At 69.3% G+C, this 16,706-nt stretch carries 16 protein-coding genes; 6 read left to right on the top strand and 10 right to left on the bottom strand.

Translation table 11 applies throughout. From position 1 onward, the window contains the following. Positions 1-98: 98 nt before the first annotated feature. From KY572_RS18845 to KY572_RS18805, 9 genes are all read right to left on the bottom strand, one after another. Positions 99-809 (bottom strand): ABC transporter ATP-binding protein, encoded by a 711-nt coding sequence (locus KY572_RS18845; protein WP_224244254.1) that lies wholly within the window; start codon positions 807-809, stop codon positions 99-101. Further along, complete coding sequence (locus KY572_RS18840) at positions 802-2,013, bottom strand: ABC transporter permease (protein ID WP_224244252.1); 1,212 nt, start codon at positions 2,011-2,013, stop codon at positions 802-804. The genes KY572_RS18845 and KY572_RS18840 overlap by 8 nt, the downstream gene beginning before the upstream one ends. A 6-nt stretch (positions 2,014-2,019) precedes the next feature. Further along, the gene (locus tag KY572_RS18835; protein ID WP_224244250.1) at positions 2,020-3,270 is read right to left on the bottom strand and encodes an efflux RND transporter periplasmic adaptor subunit; all 1,251 of its coding nucleotides are present in this window, start codon (positions 3,268-3,270) and stop codon (positions 2,020-2,022) included. Between the two features lie 81 nt (positions 3,271-3,351). After that, positions 3,352-4,098: a ZIP family metal transporter gene (locus tag KY572_RS18830; protein WP_224244248.1), complete on the bottom strand. Its 747-nt coding sequence runs from the start codon at positions 4,096-4,098 to the stop codon at positions 3,352-3,354. Between the two features lie 58 nt (positions 4,099-4,156). Next, entirely contained in the window at positions 4,157-5,416 is a 1,260-nt protein-coding gene (locus KY572_RS18825; protein ID WP_224244246.1) for a COG3014 family protein, read from the bottom strand. 28 nt (positions 5,417-5,444) lie between these two features. Further along, the gene (lpoB, locus tag KY572_RS18820) at positions 5,445-6,053 is read right to left on the bottom strand and encodes a penicillin-binding protein activator LpoB (RefSeq protein ID WP_224244244.1); all 609 of its coding nucleotides are present in this window, start codon (positions 6,051-6,053) and stop codon (positions 5,445-5,447) included. A gap of 13 nt (positions 6,054-6,066) precedes the next feature. Further along, positions 6,067-6,894: a hypothetical protein gene (locus tag KY572_RS18815; RefSeq protein WP_224244242.1), complete on the bottom strand. Its 828-nt coding sequence runs from the start codon at positions 6,892-6,894 to the stop codon at positions 6,067-6,069. A gap of 4 nt (positions 6,895-6,898) precedes the next feature. Further along, complete coding sequence (locus tag KY572_RS18810) at positions 6,899-7,474, bottom strand: hypothetical protein (protein ID WP_224244241.1); 576 nt, start codon at positions 7,472-7,474, stop codon at positions 6,899-6,901. Between the two features lie 105 nt (positions 7,475-7,579). Beyond that, positions 7,580-9,202 (bottom strand): mechanosensitive ion channel family protein, encoded by a 1,623-nt coding sequence (locus KY572_RS18805; protein ID WP_224244238.1) that lies wholly within the window; start codon positions 9,200-9,202, stop codon positions 7,580-7,582. A 177-nt stretch (positions 9,203-9,379) separates the two neighbouring features. Between KY572_RS18805 and KY572_RS18800 the strand changes: the two genes are divergently transcribed. From KY572_RS18800 to KY572_RS18785, 4 genes are all read left to right on the top strand, one after another. Next, complete coding sequence (locus KY572_RS18800) at positions 9,380-9,763, top strand: response regulator (protein WP_224244237.1); 384 nt, start codon at positions 9,380-9,382, stop codon at positions 9,761-9,763. Then, positions 9,763-11,304, top strand: coding sequence for a multiheme c-type cytochrome (locus KY572_RS18795; RefSeq protein ID WP_224244366.1), 1,542 nt, complete (start codon positions 9,763-9,765; stop codon positions 11,302-11,304). The genes KY572_RS18800 and KY572_RS18795 overlap by 1 nt, the downstream gene beginning before the upstream one ends. A gap of 146 nt (positions 11,305-11,450) precedes the next feature. Beyond that, positions 11,451-13,364: a LysM peptidoglycan-binding domain-containing protein gene (locus tag KY572_RS18790; protein WP_224244235.1), complete on the top strand. Its 1,914-nt coding sequence runs from the start codon at positions 11,451-11,453 to the stop codon at positions 13,362-13,364. Between the two features lie 393 nt (positions 13,365-13,757). Beyond that, entirely contained in the window at positions 13,758-14,051 is a 294-nt protein-coding gene (locus tag KY572_RS18785; RefSeq protein ID WP_224244233.1) for a hypothetical protein, read from the top strand. Between the two features lie 262 nt (positions 14,052-14,313). Here KY572_RS18785 and KY572_RS18780 read toward each other — a convergent pair whose 3' ends face one another. Further along, the gene (locus KY572_RS18780; protein WP_224244231.1) at positions 14,314-15,207 is read right to left on the bottom strand and encodes a LysR family transcriptional regulator; all 894 of its coding nucleotides are present in this window, start codon (positions 15,205-15,207) and stop codon (positions 14,314-14,316) included. A gap of 104 nt (positions 15,208-15,311) precedes the next feature. Between KY572_RS18780 and KY572_RS18775 the strand changes: the two genes are divergently transcribed. Both KY572_RS18775 and KY572_RS18770 read left to right on the top strand, forming a co-directional pair. Next, positions 15,312-16,019, top strand: coding sequence for an SDR family oxidoreductase (locus KY572_RS18775; RefSeq protein WP_224244229.1), 708 nt, complete (start codon positions 15,312-15,314; stop codon positions 16,017-16,019). 332 nt (positions 16,020-16,351) lie between these two features. After that, on the top strand, positions 16,352-16,702 hold the full coding sequence (locus KY572_RS18770) for an NAD(P)-dependent oxidoreductase (RefSeq protein WP_263451778.1): 351 nt from the start codon (positions 16,352-16,354) through the stop codon (positions 16,700-16,702). Positions 16,703-16,706 lie beyond the last annotated feature (4 nt).

The raw sequence follows: 16,706 nt of genomic DNA, 5'->3' as shown, positions 1-16,706 counted from the left end.
AGGAGACCAGCGAGAAGAGTGCCAGCCATGGCAGTGCGCGCGGTCTCACGTGACGGAGCATGTCCCTTCCATCGAGATAGCACGGGAGCCCTGATGGGTCACCCGGGCCGGGAGCCCCTGGTCACCGGCTCGTCCCTGCGGATGCTTCCGTCGACGATCTCGATGATGCGGTCACACTGCTCGGCCAGGCGCAGATCGTGCGTGACGATGAGGAACGTCGTCCCCCGCTCCACGTTGAAGCGGCGCAGCAGTTCGAACACCTGCGCCGAGGTCCCCGTGTCCAGGTTGCCCGTGGGCTCGTCCGCCAGCACTAGCGGCGGCGATGTCACCAGCGCTCGCGCAATCGCCACCCGCTGCTGCTGCCCACCCGAGAGCTTGCTCGGCGGCGCGTCCGCTCGCTCCCCCAGCCCCACGTCCCTCAGCAGCGCCAGCGCTCGCTCCCGCATCCGCGCCGTGGGCCGCCCCTCGTCCGCCAGCAGCGGCATCATCACGTTCTCCGCCGCGCTGAAGGCTCCCAGCAGGTGGTGGAACTGGAAGATGAAGCCCAGTGTCCGTGCCCGCATCCGCGCCAGCCCGTCGTCATCCAACTCCGACGTGTCCTGCCCCTGGATCAGCACCTTGCCCCCCGTGGGCCTGTCCAGCAGCCCGATCAGGTTCAGCAGCGTGCTCTTCCCCGAGCCCGATGGCCCCACCAGCGCCGCGAACTCACCGGCTCGCAGCTCCAGGTCGATGCCTCGCAGGACCCGGGTGACGACCTCCTCCCCGTAGTCCTTCGTCACTCCCTGGAGCTGGAGCACCGGCTCAGCCATTGCGGATCACCACCGCCGGATCCAGCCAGGCCGCGCGTCTCGCCGGCACCACCGCCGCCACCAGCCCCGTCACCAGCGCCACTCCCGCCGCCGTGAGGAACAGCCTCGGCTCCAGTGTGATGGGAAACAGCGGCGAGCCATCCGCGTTCCGCATCATCGACGTGAAGAAGAGCGCCAGCCCCGCTCCCATCCCGCTGCCCACCACCGAGCCCACCACCCCCACCACCGCTCCCTGGATCAGGAACACCCGCATCACCTTCCCCGTCGGTGTCCCCATCGCCTTCAGGATGCCGATCTCCCTCGACTTCTGCACCACCGACACCACCAGCACCGAAGCGATCCCCAGCGCCACCGCCACGATCACGAAGAACTGGATCATGTACCGCGAGCTGCTCTGCGAGCGCAGCGCCGTCAGCAGCTGCGCGTTCAACGTCATCCAGCTCTCCGCCACCAGCCCCGTGCGCCGCCGCAGCTCTCCCGCCAGCTCGTCCGCGCCGAACAGGTCCGTCACCCTCAGCTCCAGCGCCGACACTCCGCCCAGCAGCTCCAGCAGCGTCTGCGCCGAGCGCAGCGGCACCAGCACCCAGCGCTCGTTCACGTCCTTGTTCCCCAGATCGAAGATGCCCGTGATGAGGAACGTGTCCACGCGCCCCTCCGCCGTGGACAGCCGCACCCTGTCCCCCACCGACAGCCCCAGGTCCTTCGCCAGCTCCTGCCCGATCACCGCCTCGGCCCCGAGCAGCCTCCACCTCCCCGCCACCAGGCGCGACGGCACGTCGATGACCCTCGAGAATGCCTCCGGCTCCACCCCTCGGATCGCCACCGAGCGGCTCGCCGTGCCCCTCGCCGCGAAGCCCGGCCCCGACACCACCGGCGACACCGCCTCCACCCCCGGCGTGCGCTCCAGCAGCGTCCGCACCTGCTGCCATTGGTCCACCGACCGCAGCCGCTGCGCCGGACGCACCACCTGCACCAGATCGCTCGACGAGCGCGTCAGCGTCCGGGCCGCCTCATCCGGTGCTCGGACGATGATGTGCGGCTGAGAGCCCAGCGTCCTCGACACCAGGCTCACCTGGAGCCCGTCGATCAGCGCCGAGAGGAAGACGATCACCGCCACCCCTACCGAGGCCCCCGCGAGGATCAGCACCGTCTGGGCCCGGCCCTCCCGAAGAAACCGCAGCGCGACGAAGAGCTCGAACGGCATGGCCCCTCACCGCCCCTCTCGAACCCGCGGCCTCACCCGCTGGCCCGGCACCAGCGGCCTCCCCGCGGGAAGCAGGACCAGCTCCCCCTCGGCCAGCCCCTTCGCCACCTCCACCCGATCCTCTCCTCGCAGCCCCAGCTCCACATCCCTCCTCACCGCCCGGCCGCCCTCCGGGACGAGCACCCACGGCTGCTCCGAGGCCGTGTCTCGCACCGCCTCCGCCGGCAGCACCAGCGCTCGCTCGCGGCGCCCTACCTCGAGCTCCACCGACACCGTCATCCCCGGCCGCAGGTAGTCCGGCGGCTTCGGCACCGCGAGCTTCACCTCCACCGTCCCCCGCTCCGCATCCACCGCCGGAGCCACCGTCTCCACCGTCGCGGGGAAGCGCTCCTGGGGAAACGCATCCGCCGAGGCCCGCGCGGGCTGTCCCCGCTGGATGAAGGCCAGGCTGCGCTCATCCGGCTCCACCACCAGCCGCGTCTCTCCCACTCGCGCCAGCGTGAGCAGTACCCGGCCCGGCTGCACCGAGTCCCCCGGCTCCACGTCCCGCCGCAGCACCACCGCCCGCACCGGCGCCGCGAGCGTGGCCTGCGCGAGCCGCTCCTGGGCGGCCTTCAGCTCCGCCTCCGCCTGCGCCACCCCCGCCTCCACCAGCCACACCTCCGCCCCGCCCCGCACGCTCGCCGTCGCCTGGGCCTGCGCGCTCGCCAGCCGGCTGCGCGCCAGTTCCAGCCCGCTCCGGGCCTGCTCGAACTGCTCCTGCGTCACCGAGCCCGCCTCCACCAGCGTCCGGGTCCGCTCGAAGGCGCGCTCGGCCTGGTCCCGCTCCACCTCGGCCTGCCGCACGGCCTGCGCCCGCTGCGGCGCGCTCACCTCCAGGAACTGCTTGAGCCTCGCGCGCGCCTGCCCCACTCCGGCCCGGGCGCGCGCCACGTCCGCCTCCAGCGTGGAGGCCTCCAGCTTCAGGAGCAGCTGCCCCGGCTCCACCTGCGCCCCCTCCTCCACCGCCACCGCCTCCACCGTCCCCGCCAGCACCGAGGCCACCGACACCTGCGACGGAGGCGACACCCGTCCGCTCACGACAATCCGGTGGACGACAGGCCCCCAGGTGACGCGCAGGGCCTCCACCTCGGCGCCACGCGCCGAGCGGACCGCTCCCACGCCCGCCAGCAGCACCACCACCGCGAGCACTCCGGCCCCCAGCGGGTGTCTCCGCCCCCACTTCACGAGCCTGGAGAACACCGCGCGCCGCGCCATGTCGTGTGCCGAGCCTCCCCGCGAACTCCCAGCAACATAACGGTACGCCAGCCCACTGGCGCTGCCCTTTCGGGCATCCGCTCAGTGCTCCACCACTCGCGCCAGCGCCAGCATCAGCAGCAACCCCGCGACGAGCGCCACCAGGTTGCGCCCCTGCCGCTCCTTGCCATGCCGGCTCACGTGCGGCAGCAGATCCGACACCGCGATGTAGAGGAAAGTGCCCGCGGAGAACGCCAGCGCCCACGGCGAGAACTTCTCCAGGTGCAGCGCCGCGTTCGACAGGAAATACAGCCCCGCCCCCACCGGCACCATCAGCCCGTAGAAGCTCGCGTACCCCAGGATGACCCGCGTGCCCTTGCCCTCCGACTTGAGGATGGAGGCCAGCGACAGCGAGGAGGGAATCTTGTGCGCCATGATGGCGATGAAGGCCATCAGCCCCACGCCCTCGGTCACCGCCGAGCCCAGCGCCAGCCCGTCGATGAGCGTGTGCACCGACAGCCCCACGAACGCCGTGAGCCCCAGCCCGTGGTGCGCGTGCTCGGTGCAGTTGAGCGGCTCCTCGCACGTGTGCGACAGGAAGTTGCGCTCCAGCACCACCAGGAACACGAACCCCGCCGGCACCAGCGTGAAGGACGGATAGCCGCCCCCGTGGAACGCCTCGGGCAGCATGTGGAAGAAGGCCGCCCCCAGCATCACCCCCGCGGCGAACGCCAGGAACGACACCAGCCGCGTCGCCCGATGGGTGAACACCACCACCAGCGAGCCGGCGATGGCACCCAGCAGAATGAAGAACGAATAGGCGGCGACCGTGGCCACAACCGGCGACATTGGGGCGCGGACCCTACATCAGATGGGCCAGCCGCGACACTTCCACCGCAATGCCCGTTCAGTAGTAGCGCCGCAGCACCACCACCGACACCCGCCCCGGCCTCACCTCCACCTCCCGCGCCGAGAGCCGCCCCCCGTAGTCCACCTGCACCATGTGCCGCCCCGCCGGCAGCCGGAACCGCGCCAGCTGGAACTCCGCCGGCAGCGACAGCCACGAGCGCAGGTCCGCCTCGTTGCCCAGGTTCAGCAGCAGGAACGTCAGGTAGCCCACCTCCTCACTCTTGGTGAGGGCCCCCGCCCCCGCCGCCACCCCCGCCTTCACCACCACCCCGGCCAGCTGCTTCGCCAGCATCCGGCCAATCCGGTCGTCCAGGTGCACCTTCGCCACCTGCTCCAGCGACGTCACCGTCACCGCCCCCTCCGTCACCGCCCCCACGCTCACCTGGGCCTGGGGCGTGGCGCTCCGGTCCCGGTACACCGGCACCGTCACCAGCTCCACCGCGCCAGGCTGGTACGGGCGGTTGATGGACTGCTTCTCCGGCGACAGCCCCGCCTCGATGACGACCACCACCTGCCCCTCCCCCGGCCCCAGAGGCTCGTGCGGCACGTTCGGGAAGCGCTGGAGCAGCTCCGCGTACGCCTCGTCCCGCCCCGCCAGCTTCGCCAGACGCAGCAGCGGCTCCGCCAGCGGCCCCAGCCGGGGCTCCAGCTCGAGCGCCTTCGCGTAGTCGATGTACGCCGAGTCCCAGTTGCGCTGGTCCTCGTACAGCACCCCGCCGATGTAGCGCGCGATGGCCAGCTGCTCGTACGGCTTCTTCTCCTCGACGATCATCCGCTGCAGCCGCTCGTTGACGCGCCGCACCTCCACCAGCGCGTCCTCGTCCTGGCCCAGCTGCGCGTAGTTGAGCGCCTGGAGCACGGAGATCATCAGCTTCTCGAAGTCCTCCCCCCGGTAGGCCCGCTGCCGCTCGTTGCTCAGCAGCGCGCCCGCCTCCTCGCGGATGGAGATGCCGTCCAGCTCCTGCGAGAGCCGGTCCGCCTTCGCCAGCACCTGGATGCTCTCCTGCCAGCGCCCGGCCGCGTGCAGCACCATGCCCTTGTCCAGCAGCACCAGCAGGGTGTCGTTCGGGTTGCCGTTCCGCTCCAGGTCCTCCAGCTCGCTCAGCGCGCGCGGGTAGTCCTCACCCTCGTAGGCCTGGCGCACGCCGTACGTGCGCGCCACGTAGTCACCGGCGCACCCGACCAGCAGCACAGGCCCCAGGAGCAGCAGCAGGGCCCACGCCCGAGGGCACGGGCCGCGACCGAGACGGTGGGGCATGGCTCGCTCCCAAGCGCTCAGCGCCGCGTCACCAGCTCACGTTGCGCTTCTCGAACTTCTTGCGGATCTGCTTCTCGTCCGTCCACTCCAGCAGGCCGGTGCGCACGTTGTTCAGCTTCGCCGTCATCTTGTAATAGACGAGCTTGTCCCGACCCACCTCCTGGATGATGGAGGCCAGGTCCCCCGTCATGATGAAGTCCACGGAGATCTGCTGCCCCGGCCCCTTGGCCTCGTTCGGGTTCACGTAGCCGGACTGCTGGTACTCGTACTCCTCCGCGATGTCCCAGCGCGCCTGCTGGTCGACCAGCGCGAACCGGCCCGTCTGCGCCAGCGCCGTCTGGATCTTGTCCCCCAGCGAGCGCATGTCGATGTGCTCCGAGGTGCTGTTCTTCAGCTTGCCCACCAGCACGATGGGCAGCTTCTGGGGATCCATCTGCGCGAAGCGCGGCGAGCTGGCCAGCGACTCGGCCATCTTCTTCGCGATGAGCTGCAGATCGTTCTCGTTGAACTGATCCGACAGCATCTCGATGGTGTTCGGGTCCTCGTACGTGCCGCGCGTGTAGGCCCGGGGCCCGTGCACGGCACAGCCGGCGAGCATGGCGGCGAGGCTGGCGGAGACGATCAGTCGGGTGTTCATGGGGTGTGCACTCCTAGTTCCATTCGCATTCGAAGCGGCTGCCCTCGAAGCGCCACTTGTAGCCAAGCACCGCGTCCTGCCTGTACCCCGCCGTCAGCCGGCAGAGGCTCTGCAGCGAGGAGCGCGGGTAGTCGAAGGTGTAGAGCTGGGCCCTGGCCCGCTCCGCCTGGGTCAGCTGCGAGGGGTGCGTCAGCGTGGGGCTCGCGCTGGCGGCCACCAGCACCCGGTGCGGCCCGTACGTCTTGAGCGGCACCGAGCCCGGCAGCTGGATGCGCCGCACCGTCCTGGCCCGGAGGATGTCGCTGCGGTCCACCATCGTGTCGTGCGCGTTCTGGTTGCGCAGCAGGTCCGGCACGTTCAGGCTCAGCACCCGCGTCAGCTCGCCATCCTCCACGAAGAAGTAGAGGAAGCCCTCGCGCGCGTCCCGGCTGGCCCCCGTGAAGTCCAGCGTCACCAGCAGGTTCAGCATGCGGTTGGGCGGCAGCGCGTGCAGGGAGATGGCCGACAGCACCTCCGGCGACACCCCCGCCTGCTTGAGCCGGATGAGCCCGTCCGCGCTCGCGTCACAGGCGCAGCGGCGCTCCTCGAGCATCTTCACCAGCTGCGGGGCGGTGAAGCCCGCCTTGGACAGCTTCGCCACCTCCTCGTCCGTGAGCGGCAGCTGGTCCGAGCGCTCGTAGAGCCGCGGCAGCTGGTTCGAGTTCCACTCGATGAGGTTGACGGTCTGTACCTCGCCCGTGGGGAAGGGCAGCACCGGCACCGTCGTGCCGCGCGCGGTGGTGGCTTGCGGCGTCTGGCCCGTGGCGAGCGCCACGGCGGCTATCAGGGCAGGGAGGATCATGGCGCTAGAACCTGTATCCGACACTCATGAACACACGGTGGGTATTGCTCCCTCCGTCCGCCTCGGCCGGCAGCGGAATGTCCAGCGCGTAGGTGAGGCCCAGGATGATGTTCTCCCGGTCTCCCAGCAGCAGGTCCGCGCCCCCCTGCGGTGACAGCCCGAAGCGCACGCCCAGCTCGGGGATGAAGATGGCGCCCACCTTCAGGCCCACATGCAGGCTCAGCGGGTAGCCGTAGGTGCGGAAGCGCGGCCCCACCAGCACGTTCACCCGCCCGCCATCCATCAGGTACGCGCCGCTGAAGTCCAGCTGGAACCAGTCATCTCCCCAGAAGGAGGCGGTCAGCCCCACCATGAGCGGTGGCCCCTCGGGCGCATCCTCCGGCGGCGGCTCCTGGTTGACGCCCGCGCCCCAGTCGAGCTGCAGCGAGAGCTGGCTCCTCCCGCTCGGGCGGGAATAACCGCCCTTGCCGTACTCGGAACCCTCGGGTCCATCGGTGCGGCCTCGCTCCTGCGCGAGGGCCGGTAATGGCATGGCGGCCAGCAGCACGACAGCGCCCCACACCCTGGCATGACGCTTCATCAAGGTGAGCTCCAGCGACGAAGGAGTGACTGCAGCAACCCGGACGTCCTGGCGCCGGACTTATTCAGCCCTTCGTGAGCGGGCAAGCGGCCGTTGGATCCGGTGTCACGCCCGGGGCGTTGGCGCCGGCCCCAGGCTCGCCTGCTCCGCCTGGCTCGGCGGCCCCAGCGGGCGCGTCTCGCTGCGCACCGTGGGCAGCCACCCCGGGTGCCGGCGCATGAAGACGATGAGCCGCTCGCGCACCAGGCAGCGCAGGTCGAACAGCTTGCCCGGGTCCACTGCGCTCACCAGCGCTCGCACCGAGAGCGTCTTCTCCAGGACGTTCAGCACCACGACGCTCTGCACCTTCCCGTCCCAGAGCGCCTTGCCCTCGTTCTCCAGGATGCGCTTGAGCTCCTCGCGCAGGGCGTCGATGTCCGTCGAGTAGTCCACCTGCAGCAGCACCTCGCCCAGCATCATCTTGTTGGCCCGGCTCCAGTTCTGGAACGGCTTGTCCAGGAACTGGGTGATGGGGATGACCAGGCGGCGCTCGTCCCACACCTTCACCACCACATAGGTGAGGGTGATCTCCTCCACGGTGCCGAACTCGTTCTCCACCACCACCTGGTCCCCCAGGCGGATGGGCTGCGTCATCGACATCTGGATGCCGGCCAGCAGCGTGGAGATGGACTTCTGCGCCGCGAGGCCGATGACGAGGCCCGCCAGGCCCGCCGAGGCCAGCAGCGACACACCCACGTTGCGCACCACCTCGAACTGCATCAGCAGCAGCGCCGCCGCGACGATGTAGGTGGCCACCTCGAGCACCCGCCGCAGCACCGCCAGCTGCGTGCTCAGGCTGCGCAGCCGCGCCGCATCCTCCGCCTTCTGCCCCACCTTCTCGTGCACATAAGCGGTGGTCACCTTCAGCACGCGCAGGATGAACCAGGCCACCGCCACGATGACCAGCGAGTAGCAGAGCCGATCAATCACCCGGTGCGTCGGTTGGGGCAGCAACAAAAAGGAGGCGCCGAGCGCCAGCAGCGCCGAGTAGTACGGCAGGCGCAGCGGGCCCCGCCCCGAGTCCACCACCGAGTCGTCCCAGCCGATCTTCGTCCACCGGGCCAGCCGCATGGAGAACGCCAGCGTCGCCCGCTCCAGGAGCAGCGCCAGCACCCAGCCGGCCACCAGCACCACCAGCAGCCCCAGCCACTGCCACGGCTCCAGCCCCAGCACCGGCCGCTCGAAGAAGACCGCCGGCAGCGTCTCGGCCAGCAGCGGGCCGTACCGGTCGAAGAGCTTGTCCACCTGCCCCACGGTGGCCTCGTTGAACACCCACACCAGCGCACCGTCCTCCCCCCCCGCCACGCGCTGCAGGCGGATGGGCACCTCCGCCCCGTCCAGGCGGATGATGCCCACCAGGTCGAAGCGGGCGTCGGCCGGGTCCCCCTCGGGGGCCTTGCTCAGGGAGGACAGGTCCACCGGGAGCTTGCGGTCGATGACGAACTTGAGCCGGCGGGCCAATTGGGCCCCGCGCTCGGGCTGCTCGGAGCGGGGCAGCTTGTCCAGGTCCAGGTAGTGCGCCGCCCGCTTGTAGTCCCCGGAGTGGGCCGCCTCCAGGAAGCCCTGGACGGTGGCCTGGGGGGTCTGCCGGTCCACGGTAGGTGGAGGTGGACCCAGACCGGCATTGAGGGCCCACGCCGGGAGGCTGACGAGGACCAGGGCGCAGAAGGCCGGAAAGGCTCGGAACATAGGCGCTCTCCTTACTCCGTCCGGGCCCCCCGGCGCGCAATCTTCATTCAAGGGTCGAAGCAGCGGATCGTATGCCCGTGGACAGGGCAAGGGGGGCGTCAGGCAACCAGGCGCGTGGAAAGCCGTGGTACCTCGGGAGGCGGATAAGTTAGAACGAGGCTCCAAGGGAAGGTCGCCGTGCAAGAGAAGCGAAAAATCCTCCTCATCGACGACAGCGAGATCACCCTCGCCATGGAGAAGGCCGTTCTCGAGGCACGCGGCTATGAGGTGGTCGCCACCTCGACGCTGATGGAGTTCGAGAAGACTCTTCGGACGTGGCGGCCGGATCTCATCCTCACCGACATCCACATGCCCGAGGCCAAGGGCACGGACATCTGCCGCACGTTGAAGAACGAGTACGGCACACAGGACATCCCCATCATCCTGTTCTCCAGCCTCCCGGACGACGAGCTGTCCAAGCTGGCCGAGCAGGTGGGTGCCGATGGCTCCCTGTCCAAGGTGAACGGGCTGGAGGCCATGGGCGAGCGGGTCGACGAGCTGGTGCAGAGCATCCTCTGGTGATGCGGGCTGTCGCCGTCCTGGTGCTGCTGGCGGGGGTGCTCGCCGGGTGCAAGCGCGCCCCGGAGTCCCCCGTCCAGCCCGTCGGGACCGCCGAGGCGGCGCCGGCGGCCAGCGCCCAGGGCTCGGGTGCCCTGCTCCTGCTCTCCGCGGACACGCGCGGCTACCTGGGCCCCTGCGGCTGCAGCGAGAACATGCGCGGCGGCATCGACCGGGCGGCCTTCGCGGTGGAGCAGGCGCGCAAGAGCGGGCTGCCCCTCCTCTATATCGACGGCGGCGACAGCCTCTTCGGAGAGCCGACGCTCAAGCCGGCCCAGGTGCCCCAGGAGGAGCGCAAGGCGCAGGCGCTCGCCGAGTCCATGAAGCGCATGGGGCTGGCCGTCCGGGCCACGGGCGAGCTGGATGACGTGCGCGGCGTGGCCTTCCGCCAGGGGCTGGGCCTGCCGGAGCTGCCGCCCGGGGGCGTGAAGCTGCTGCCGGCCGGGGCGCGCCAGGTGGGCGTGGTGGCCGCCCAGAGCGTGGAGCAGCTCACCCGGGGCAGCGCCCAGGCCCGCAAGGAGGGCGCGGACTTCGTGGTGGCGCTCTTCCACGGCACGGTGGAGCAGGTGCAGGCCGCGGCGGACCAGCCCGGGCTGGAGGCGGACCTCATCCTCGCCACCCACACGGCCACCGAGTTCAGCGGCGAGGAGCACAAGCTGGTGCGCGCCGCCGTGCCCGTGGTGGGGCTGCAGAGCAAGGGCCGAGAGCTGTTGCGCGTGGACCTGGGCTACGGCCCCCGGAAGGGCCGCTTCTCCCAGGTGAAGTCCCAGGGCGACACCGAGCGCGAGGTGGCGCTGCTGGACCAGCGCCTGGGCCTGCTCAACAAGGAGATCAACCTGCCGGGCATCGATCCCCAGCTCCACAAGGCCAAGCAGGCCAAGCTGGAGGAGCTGGTGGCGCGCAAGCAGAAGCTGCTCACCGAGCCGGTGGAGGCCCCGGCGGGCACCAACAGCTTCTCGCTGCGCTTCCTGCCGCTGGAGTCCACCCTGCTGGGCCAGCCGGACGTGCTGAAGGTGGTGCAGGCGTATGACCGGGACGTGGGGCAGATGAACCTGGCCTGGGCCAGGGAGCACGGCGAGGACTGCCCGGCGCCGAAGAAGGGCGAGGCCGCCTTCGTGGGCAACGGCCCCTGCCAGGACTGCCACGCGGAGGCCATGCCCGTCTGGGAGCATTCCAAGCACGCCCACGGGTGGACCACGCTCGAGGAGAAGGGCAAGCAGTTCCATCTCAACTGCGTGGGCTGTCATGTCACTGGCTACGAGAAGCCCGGCGGCGTCTGCCGGCTGGACAAGGTGGCGGGGCGCGAGGGCGTGGGCTGCGAGAGCTGCCACGGCCCCGGCTCGCTCCACTCCGAGGAGCCGACGACGAAGAACATCGTCCGCAACCCCGGCAACGCCCTGTGCGTCACCTGCCACAACCCCGAGAACTCGCCCCACTTCGACTACGCCACCTACCTGCCCCGCATCCTCGGCCCCGGCCACGGCCAGCCCGCGGCAGGCAAGTAGGCGGAATTCCGGACTGGCAGTGAAACGCCCGGGCTGCTAATGCCTGCTCGGGAAGCAGCCCGCCGGGTTGCTTGTTTGACTGTCAAGGAAAATCACGGAAACTTGGGTCTTCTCCTGCTTTCCGGGCGCATGCCCTCAGGGTCTCCATGCCGTCTCTCTGCCTGATGCTGGCCGCCCTCACCGCCTCGGTCCCCTCCTCCAAGGAGGAGCTGCCGATGCCGCCTCCGCCGCCCGGCATGCGCGTGCTGGAGGCGGAGGACAAGAAGCTGCTGCTGGGCAGCACTGTTTCCGAGGAGGCCGAGGAGCCCGAGGAGGCCAACGAGGACGTCGAGTCCGAGTCCGCGGAGCTCGAGGAGCTGCGCGCCCTGGAGGGCGCCTCGCTGGACCCCGCCGCCAGGCCCAACGCGGAGGTGCTCCAGTCGCTGCGCCGGCTGGGGCTGGCCAACCCGCTGCGCCTGCGCATGCTGGATGCCCTGGAGGAGCCCACCCTCCGTGAGGACGACACCCTCCCCGAGCTGCCCCTCATCAAGGACCTGGAGAACTTCGACGTCGCGCAGATCCAAGACCGGTACGACATCCCCCTGGAGATGCAGCCGCTGGTGGCCCAGTACATCCAGTTCTTCCAGGGGCCGGGCCGCAAGTGGTACCGCAAGTGGGTGTCGCGCTCCACGCGCTACCTGCCGGTGATGCAGCCCATCCTCGAGCAGAAGGGCCTGCCGCGCGACACGGTGTACCTGGCGATGATCGAGAGCGGGTTCTCCACCAGCGCCTACTCGTGGGCGCACGCGGCGGGCCCCTGGCAGTTCATCTCCAGCACGGGCCGGCAGTACGGGCTGCGCCAGGACTTCTGGGTGGACGAGCGCCGCGATCCCATCAAGGCCACCCACGCGGCGGCCAACTACCTCAAGCAGCTGTATGGCGAGCTGGGGCACTGGTACCTGGCGTGGGCCGGCTACAACACCGGCGGCGGGCGCGTGCGCCGGCTGATGGACCGGCACAACACCTCCAACTTCTGGGCGCTGTCCGAGGAGCGGGGCTTCGCCAAGGAGACCAAGCACTACGTGCCCAAGCTGATCGCCGCGGCGCTGATCGCCAAGAACCCCAGCGCCTTTGGCTTCCGCGAGGAGGAGTTCGAGTACGAGCCTCCGCTGGAGTACGACGAGGTGAAGCTGGTGGACGCCACGGACCTGGACGTGCTTGCCCGCGCCGCCGGGGTGAACGTCAAGGACGTGCAGGAGCTCAACCCGGAGCTCAAGCGCTGGTGCACCCCGCCGGCCACCGAGAAGCAGCCGTACGTGCTGCGGCTGCCCAAGGGCAGCTCGGAGCTGTTCGCGCAGAACTTCAAGCAGCTGTCACCCAGCGAGCGGCTGAGCTTCCGCATCCACAAGGTGAGGCGCGGGGACACGCTGTCGAAGATCGCCCTGGCGTACGGCAGCGCGTCGGAGGCCATCCTCCAGTTCAACCGGCTGAAGAGCGCGCGCTCGCTGCGCATCAACGCGGAGCTGGCCATCCCCGTGCCGGGCGGCCGCAACGGCTCCGCGGCGCTGGAGCGCAAGGTGGCCCAGGCCCGCCGCAGCGGCGTGACGGTGCTGCGCCCCGAGGAGGAGATCCCCGCGGGCACGCCTCGGGCGCCGGTGGCCACCGGCACCCTCAAGACGGAGGTGATTGGCGGCAAGACGCGCATCACCTACGGCGTGCAGGAGGGCGACAGCCTGTGGGCCATTGCCCAGCACTTCAACGTGACGGTGGATGACCTGCGCAAGTGGAACGAGCTGCCGCGCCGCAAGCGCGGGCTGCGGGTGGGCACCGTCATCCAGGTGTACCCGGGCAGCGCGCCCGCCGCGGTGCAGGAGCGCGCCGGCACGGTGGTGGCCACCACGCAGGCGCCGCCGAAGGTGCAGTCGGCCCGGAGCGCGGTGCACACCCTGGCCGTGGGCGAGACGCTCTGGTCGGTGGCCCAGCGCTACGGCGTCACCGTCGAGGACATCAAGCGGTGGAACAACATCACGGACCACCGCAACATCCCCGCCGGCAAGCAGCTGGTGATTGCCGCGCCGTAGTCGCGGAGCTCGATAGGCCCGTTGCTGGGGTCATCTGCCGGCCAGCCTCCTGGATCTGCGCCATGGCCTGCGGGTGCTTCCAGTTCTGCTGCGCCTGCCACTCGGGGTTCATCTGGTGGGTGCGGCCCATGGCCTCGACCATGGTCGACAGGAGCTGTCGGTCTCCGCATGCTGACATGTCACTGACAGGGCCGACACGTCAGCGGGGATCGCTGTTACCCGTTGAGGCTGGCATGTCAGCCGCGGTGCCGCTACGAACCCAAGGCAGCTTCTGAGGCATCGTGCCTTCCTACAGCCTCGGCATGCCGCCTGCACCGTGCCAGGCCAGGCAGGAAGGATTCCTCGCCTCGAGCCTCATGACGTGGCTCACATACCTCAAGGGAAGACACCTCAATGCAGCAGGCTTACGGACTCATCCTGGGAGGACCCGGCACGGTGTACGCCGGTTCAGGAAACTTCTCGGTGACGAAGGGAGGCAGCGGCATCTACTTCATCGATCTCCAGGGCACGTTCTCGTCCATCCCTGTCGTGGTCGCCTCCCCATCGGGACCCTACATCACCGCCCAAGTGCTCCTCGTCAGCGAGGATGAGTCGTCATCAAAATCGAGGATCCGCCTCGAAACCGGTTACACCGATCAGTCCTCCCGCATGGATTGCGATTTCAGCTTCCACGCCTTCTGGTCGTAGCCGCGGGTCACCCCACTGCCCGCCGAGCTTGCCCCCCGTCTCCGATTCAAGCACCTCCTGGGGGGTTGCGCGGCGGCTCCGCCATGATGGCGAGACTCAAGCCAACTGGTATGCCTGTCATACCAGTTCGGTTCACGGTCGCCGCCTCCCCGCCCCGATCCACTCCCAATCGGGTGTCTCTGGCGAATTCCCCCCTGCCCGAGCCGCAACCGGGCGGATAAGACCCGATTTCTGGTTGCCCCGGCGCGGCCGTCTCTCTCCGTCACGCTCCGATATAGGCAGCCAGCTCGTCAGGCGTTCCCAGAGGGAAAGCTTCCTTCAAGTAGTCGAGGAAGGCGGATACACGAGCGCTCAGCAGCCGCCGCGACGGATAGAGCGTCCACAGGGCGATGTCTGGCCCGAGCGCATCCCCCCAGTGCACCAGCGTGCCAGCAGCCAGATCGTGACTGACGAGTGACACGGGGAGCCGTCCAGCGCCGACGCCGGCTCGGACAGCATCGCGGACCATGACGAGCGATGACAGGCGAAGGACTGGCTCTATCGCGATGCGTGCTCTTCCAGTTGGCACCATCACATCCCAGGCGGCAGTCCGGTCGCCCGCCCCCCGCACTACGGCCGGAACAGCGACATTGCCCGCCGGGCGAGCGAGGCCCGGGCTCGCGACGACCATCAGCCGGTCACGCAGAAAGATTCGTCCGACGAGGCCTTCATCCGGATTCGGATTGACCCGGATCACCAGGTCATAACCTTCCTCGACGATGTCCACGGCCCGATCTTCCGCCGTGATCTCAAGCCGGACCTCCGGATGTTTCAGCGCGAAGCCGGCCGCGAGCTTCCCCATCGCGGTCTGCGAAAAGAGCAGAGGCGCGCTGATCCGCAACCTGCCTCGCGGCTTCTCCCCACCCGAGGCGATCGCTGCCGCGGCCTCGTCGAGCTCGGTGAGCAATGAGCCCGTTCGCTCGAAGAGCGCCCGCCCTTCCTCGGTGAGCTTCAGGGTGCGCGCCCCGCGCTCGAACAGGCGCAGGTTGAGGCTGGCCTCCAGCTCCGCGACCCGGCGGGACAGGGTCGCCTTCGGGCGACCCGCGGCGCGTGCGGCGCGTGCGAACCCTCCGTGCCGGGCGACGAGGTTGAAGTCAGCGAGGGCCTGCAGGTCCATTCGTTCCACCTGTGAGACGGTCCGTCAATGGACAGCATCTTTCGTCCCAACAGAGGAACGGCAACTTACAGGGCGTCTCCTGACTCGAACCCGGAGTGAACCCCATGACCGTCCTCGTTACTGCCGCAACCGGCACCGTCGGCCGCCAGGTTGTCGATCAACTCGTGAAGCGTGGCGCCGATGTGCGCGCGCTCGTCCGCGATACCGCGAAGGCCCACTTCCCGACGGGCGTCACCGTCGTGCAGGGCGACCTGCTCGACGTCGACTCGCTCCGCGGCGCGTTCGCGGGTGTCTCCACCCTGTTCCTGCTCAACGCAGTCGTGCCCGATGAGTTCACGCAGGCGCTGATCGCGCTCAACCTGGCCCGCCAGGCGGGCATCGAGCGGATCGTCTACCTGTCGGTGCTCCACAGCGACCGCTACGTGAACGTGCCGCACTTCGCGGGCAAGTTCGGCGTCGAGCGGATGATCGAGCAGATGGGCTTCAACGCCACCATCCTGCGCCCGGCCTACTTCATGGACAACGAGCTCACGATCAAGGACGTCGTGCTCGGATACGGCGTCTACCCGATGCCCATCGGCAGCAAGGGCCTCGCCATGATCGACGCAAGCGACCTCGGCGAGATCGCAGCCATCGAGCTCATCCGCCGCGAGCAGGCCCCTGAGCCGCTCCCGCTCGAGCGGATCAACGTCGTCGGTCCCGATACACTGACCGGCGCGGAGGCCGGCGACGTCGAGCGCCTGACCGTGCTCCTGGGCCGTCCCCTGCGCTCCTATCGCGACTTCGCCTCGAAGCTCGCGACCTCGGCCTGAGGGCACAGGCCATACACAAACCCAAGGGCTACAAGAGCGCCTTGCTGTCGACGCTGAAGCGGACCCGCGAACTGCTCGCTGAGGGCCGGCTCTGAGCATCACCAGGGACATGAACGACGGGACTGCCTCCGAGGAAGCGTCCCTCTCTCCGAGGTAGCTACCATGCGAGATTCCGCAACCGACACCATCCAGACATCCCCACCGAAGATACTGGTCCTTGGAGCGACTGGCGGCACCGGCCGCCTGATCGTCAGCCAGGCAGTGGCACGCCGGCCAGCCCGTTCCGCGAGGTGACGCTTCTCTCGACGGCGACGCGGGCGCTCGTGAGCGCGATGAAGACCGAGCAAGTCTCACGTCTGGTCTGCATCACAGGGATTGGCGCCGGTGACCGTGTGGGGCACGGCGGCTTTCTTTTCGACAACCTGATCTTCCCGCTTCTCTTGCGCAAGGTGTACGCCGACAAGAATCGGCAGGAGGCCCTCGTCAGAGACAGCGGGCTCGACTGGGTCCTCGTTCGCCCCTCCGTCCTGAACAACAAGCCCAGCCGCGACACGATCCGCGCGCTCACGGATCTCTCCAGCTTCCATGGCGGAACCATCTCGAGAGCAGATGTCGCGAGGTTTGCCTTGGACCAGGTGCGCGACGACACCTGGGTGCATCGCTCCCCGTTGATCACGTGGTGAAAGC

Origin of the sequence: Hyalangium gracile, assembly GCF_020103725.1 — a bacterium.
GTDB lineage: Bacteria > Myxococcota > Myxococcia > Myxococcales > Myxococcaceae > Hyalangium > Hyalangium gracile.
Note: the sequence above shows the minus strand (reverse complement) of the source record. Positions and strands in the feature narration are given on the sequence as shown.

Bases quoted from the DNA above. Each gene is read 5' to 3' on its own strand.
- KY572_RS18845 (WP_224244254.1), bottom strand. From the start codon at position 809: ATGGCTGAGCCGGTGCTCCAGCTCCAGGGAGTGACGAAGGACTACGGG.
- KY572_RS18840 (WP_224244252.1), bottom strand. From the start codon at position 2,013: ATGCCGTTCGAGCTCTTCGTCGCGCTGCGGTTTCTTCGGGAGGGCCGG.
- KY572_RS18835 (WP_224244250.1), bottom strand. From the start codon at position 3,270: ATGGCGCGGCGCGCGGTGTTCTCCAGGCTCGTGAAGTGGGGGCGGAGA.
- KY572_RS18830 (WP_224244248.1), bottom strand. From the start codon at position 4,098: ATGTCGCCGGTTGTGGCCACGGTCGCCGCCTATTCGTTCTTCATTCTG.
- KY572_RS18825 (WP_224244246.1), bottom strand. From the start codon at position 5,416: ATGCCCCACCGTCTCGGTCGCGGCCCGTGCCCTCGGGCGTGGGCCCTG.
- lpoB (WP_224244244.1), bottom strand. From the start codon at position 6,053: ATGAACACCCGACTGATCGTCTCCGCCAGCCTCGCCGCCATGCTCGCC.
- KY572_RS18815 (WP_224244242.1), bottom strand. From the start codon at position 6,894: ATGATCCTCCCTGCCCTGATAGCCGCCGTGGCGCTCGCCACGGGCCAG.
- KY572_RS18810 (WP_224244241.1), bottom strand. From the start codon at position 7,474: ATGAAGCGTCATGCCAGGGTGTGGGGCGCTGTCGTGCTGCTGGCCGCC.
- KY572_RS18805 (WP_224244238.1), bottom strand. From the start codon at position 9,202: ATGTTCCGAGCCTTTCCGGCCTTCTGCGCCCTGGTCCTCGTCAGCCTC.
- KY572_RS18795 (WP_224244366.1), top strand. From the start codon at position 9,763: ATGCGGGCTGTCGCCGTCCTGGTGCTGCTGGCGGGGGTGCTCGCCGGG.
- KY572_RS18790 (WP_224244235.1), top strand. From the start codon at position 11,451: ATGCCGTCTCTCTGCCTGATGCTGGCCGCCCTCACCGCCTCGGTCCCC.
- KY572_RS18785 (WP_224244233.1), top strand. From the start codon at position 13,758: ATGCAGCAGGCTTACGGACTCATCCTGGGAGGACCCGGCACGGTGTAC.
- KY572_RS18780 (WP_224244231.1), bottom strand. From the start codon at position 15,207: ATGGACCTGCAGGCCCTCGCTGACTTCAACCTCGTCGCCCGGCACGGA.
- KY572_RS18775 (WP_224244229.1), top strand. From the start codon at position 15,312: ATGACCGTCCTCGTTACTGCCGCAACCGGCACCGTCGGCCGCCAGGTT.
- KY572_RS18770 (WP_263451778.1), top strand. From the start codon at position 16,352: ATGAAGACCGAGCAAGTCTCACGTCTGGTCTGCATCACAGGGATTGGC.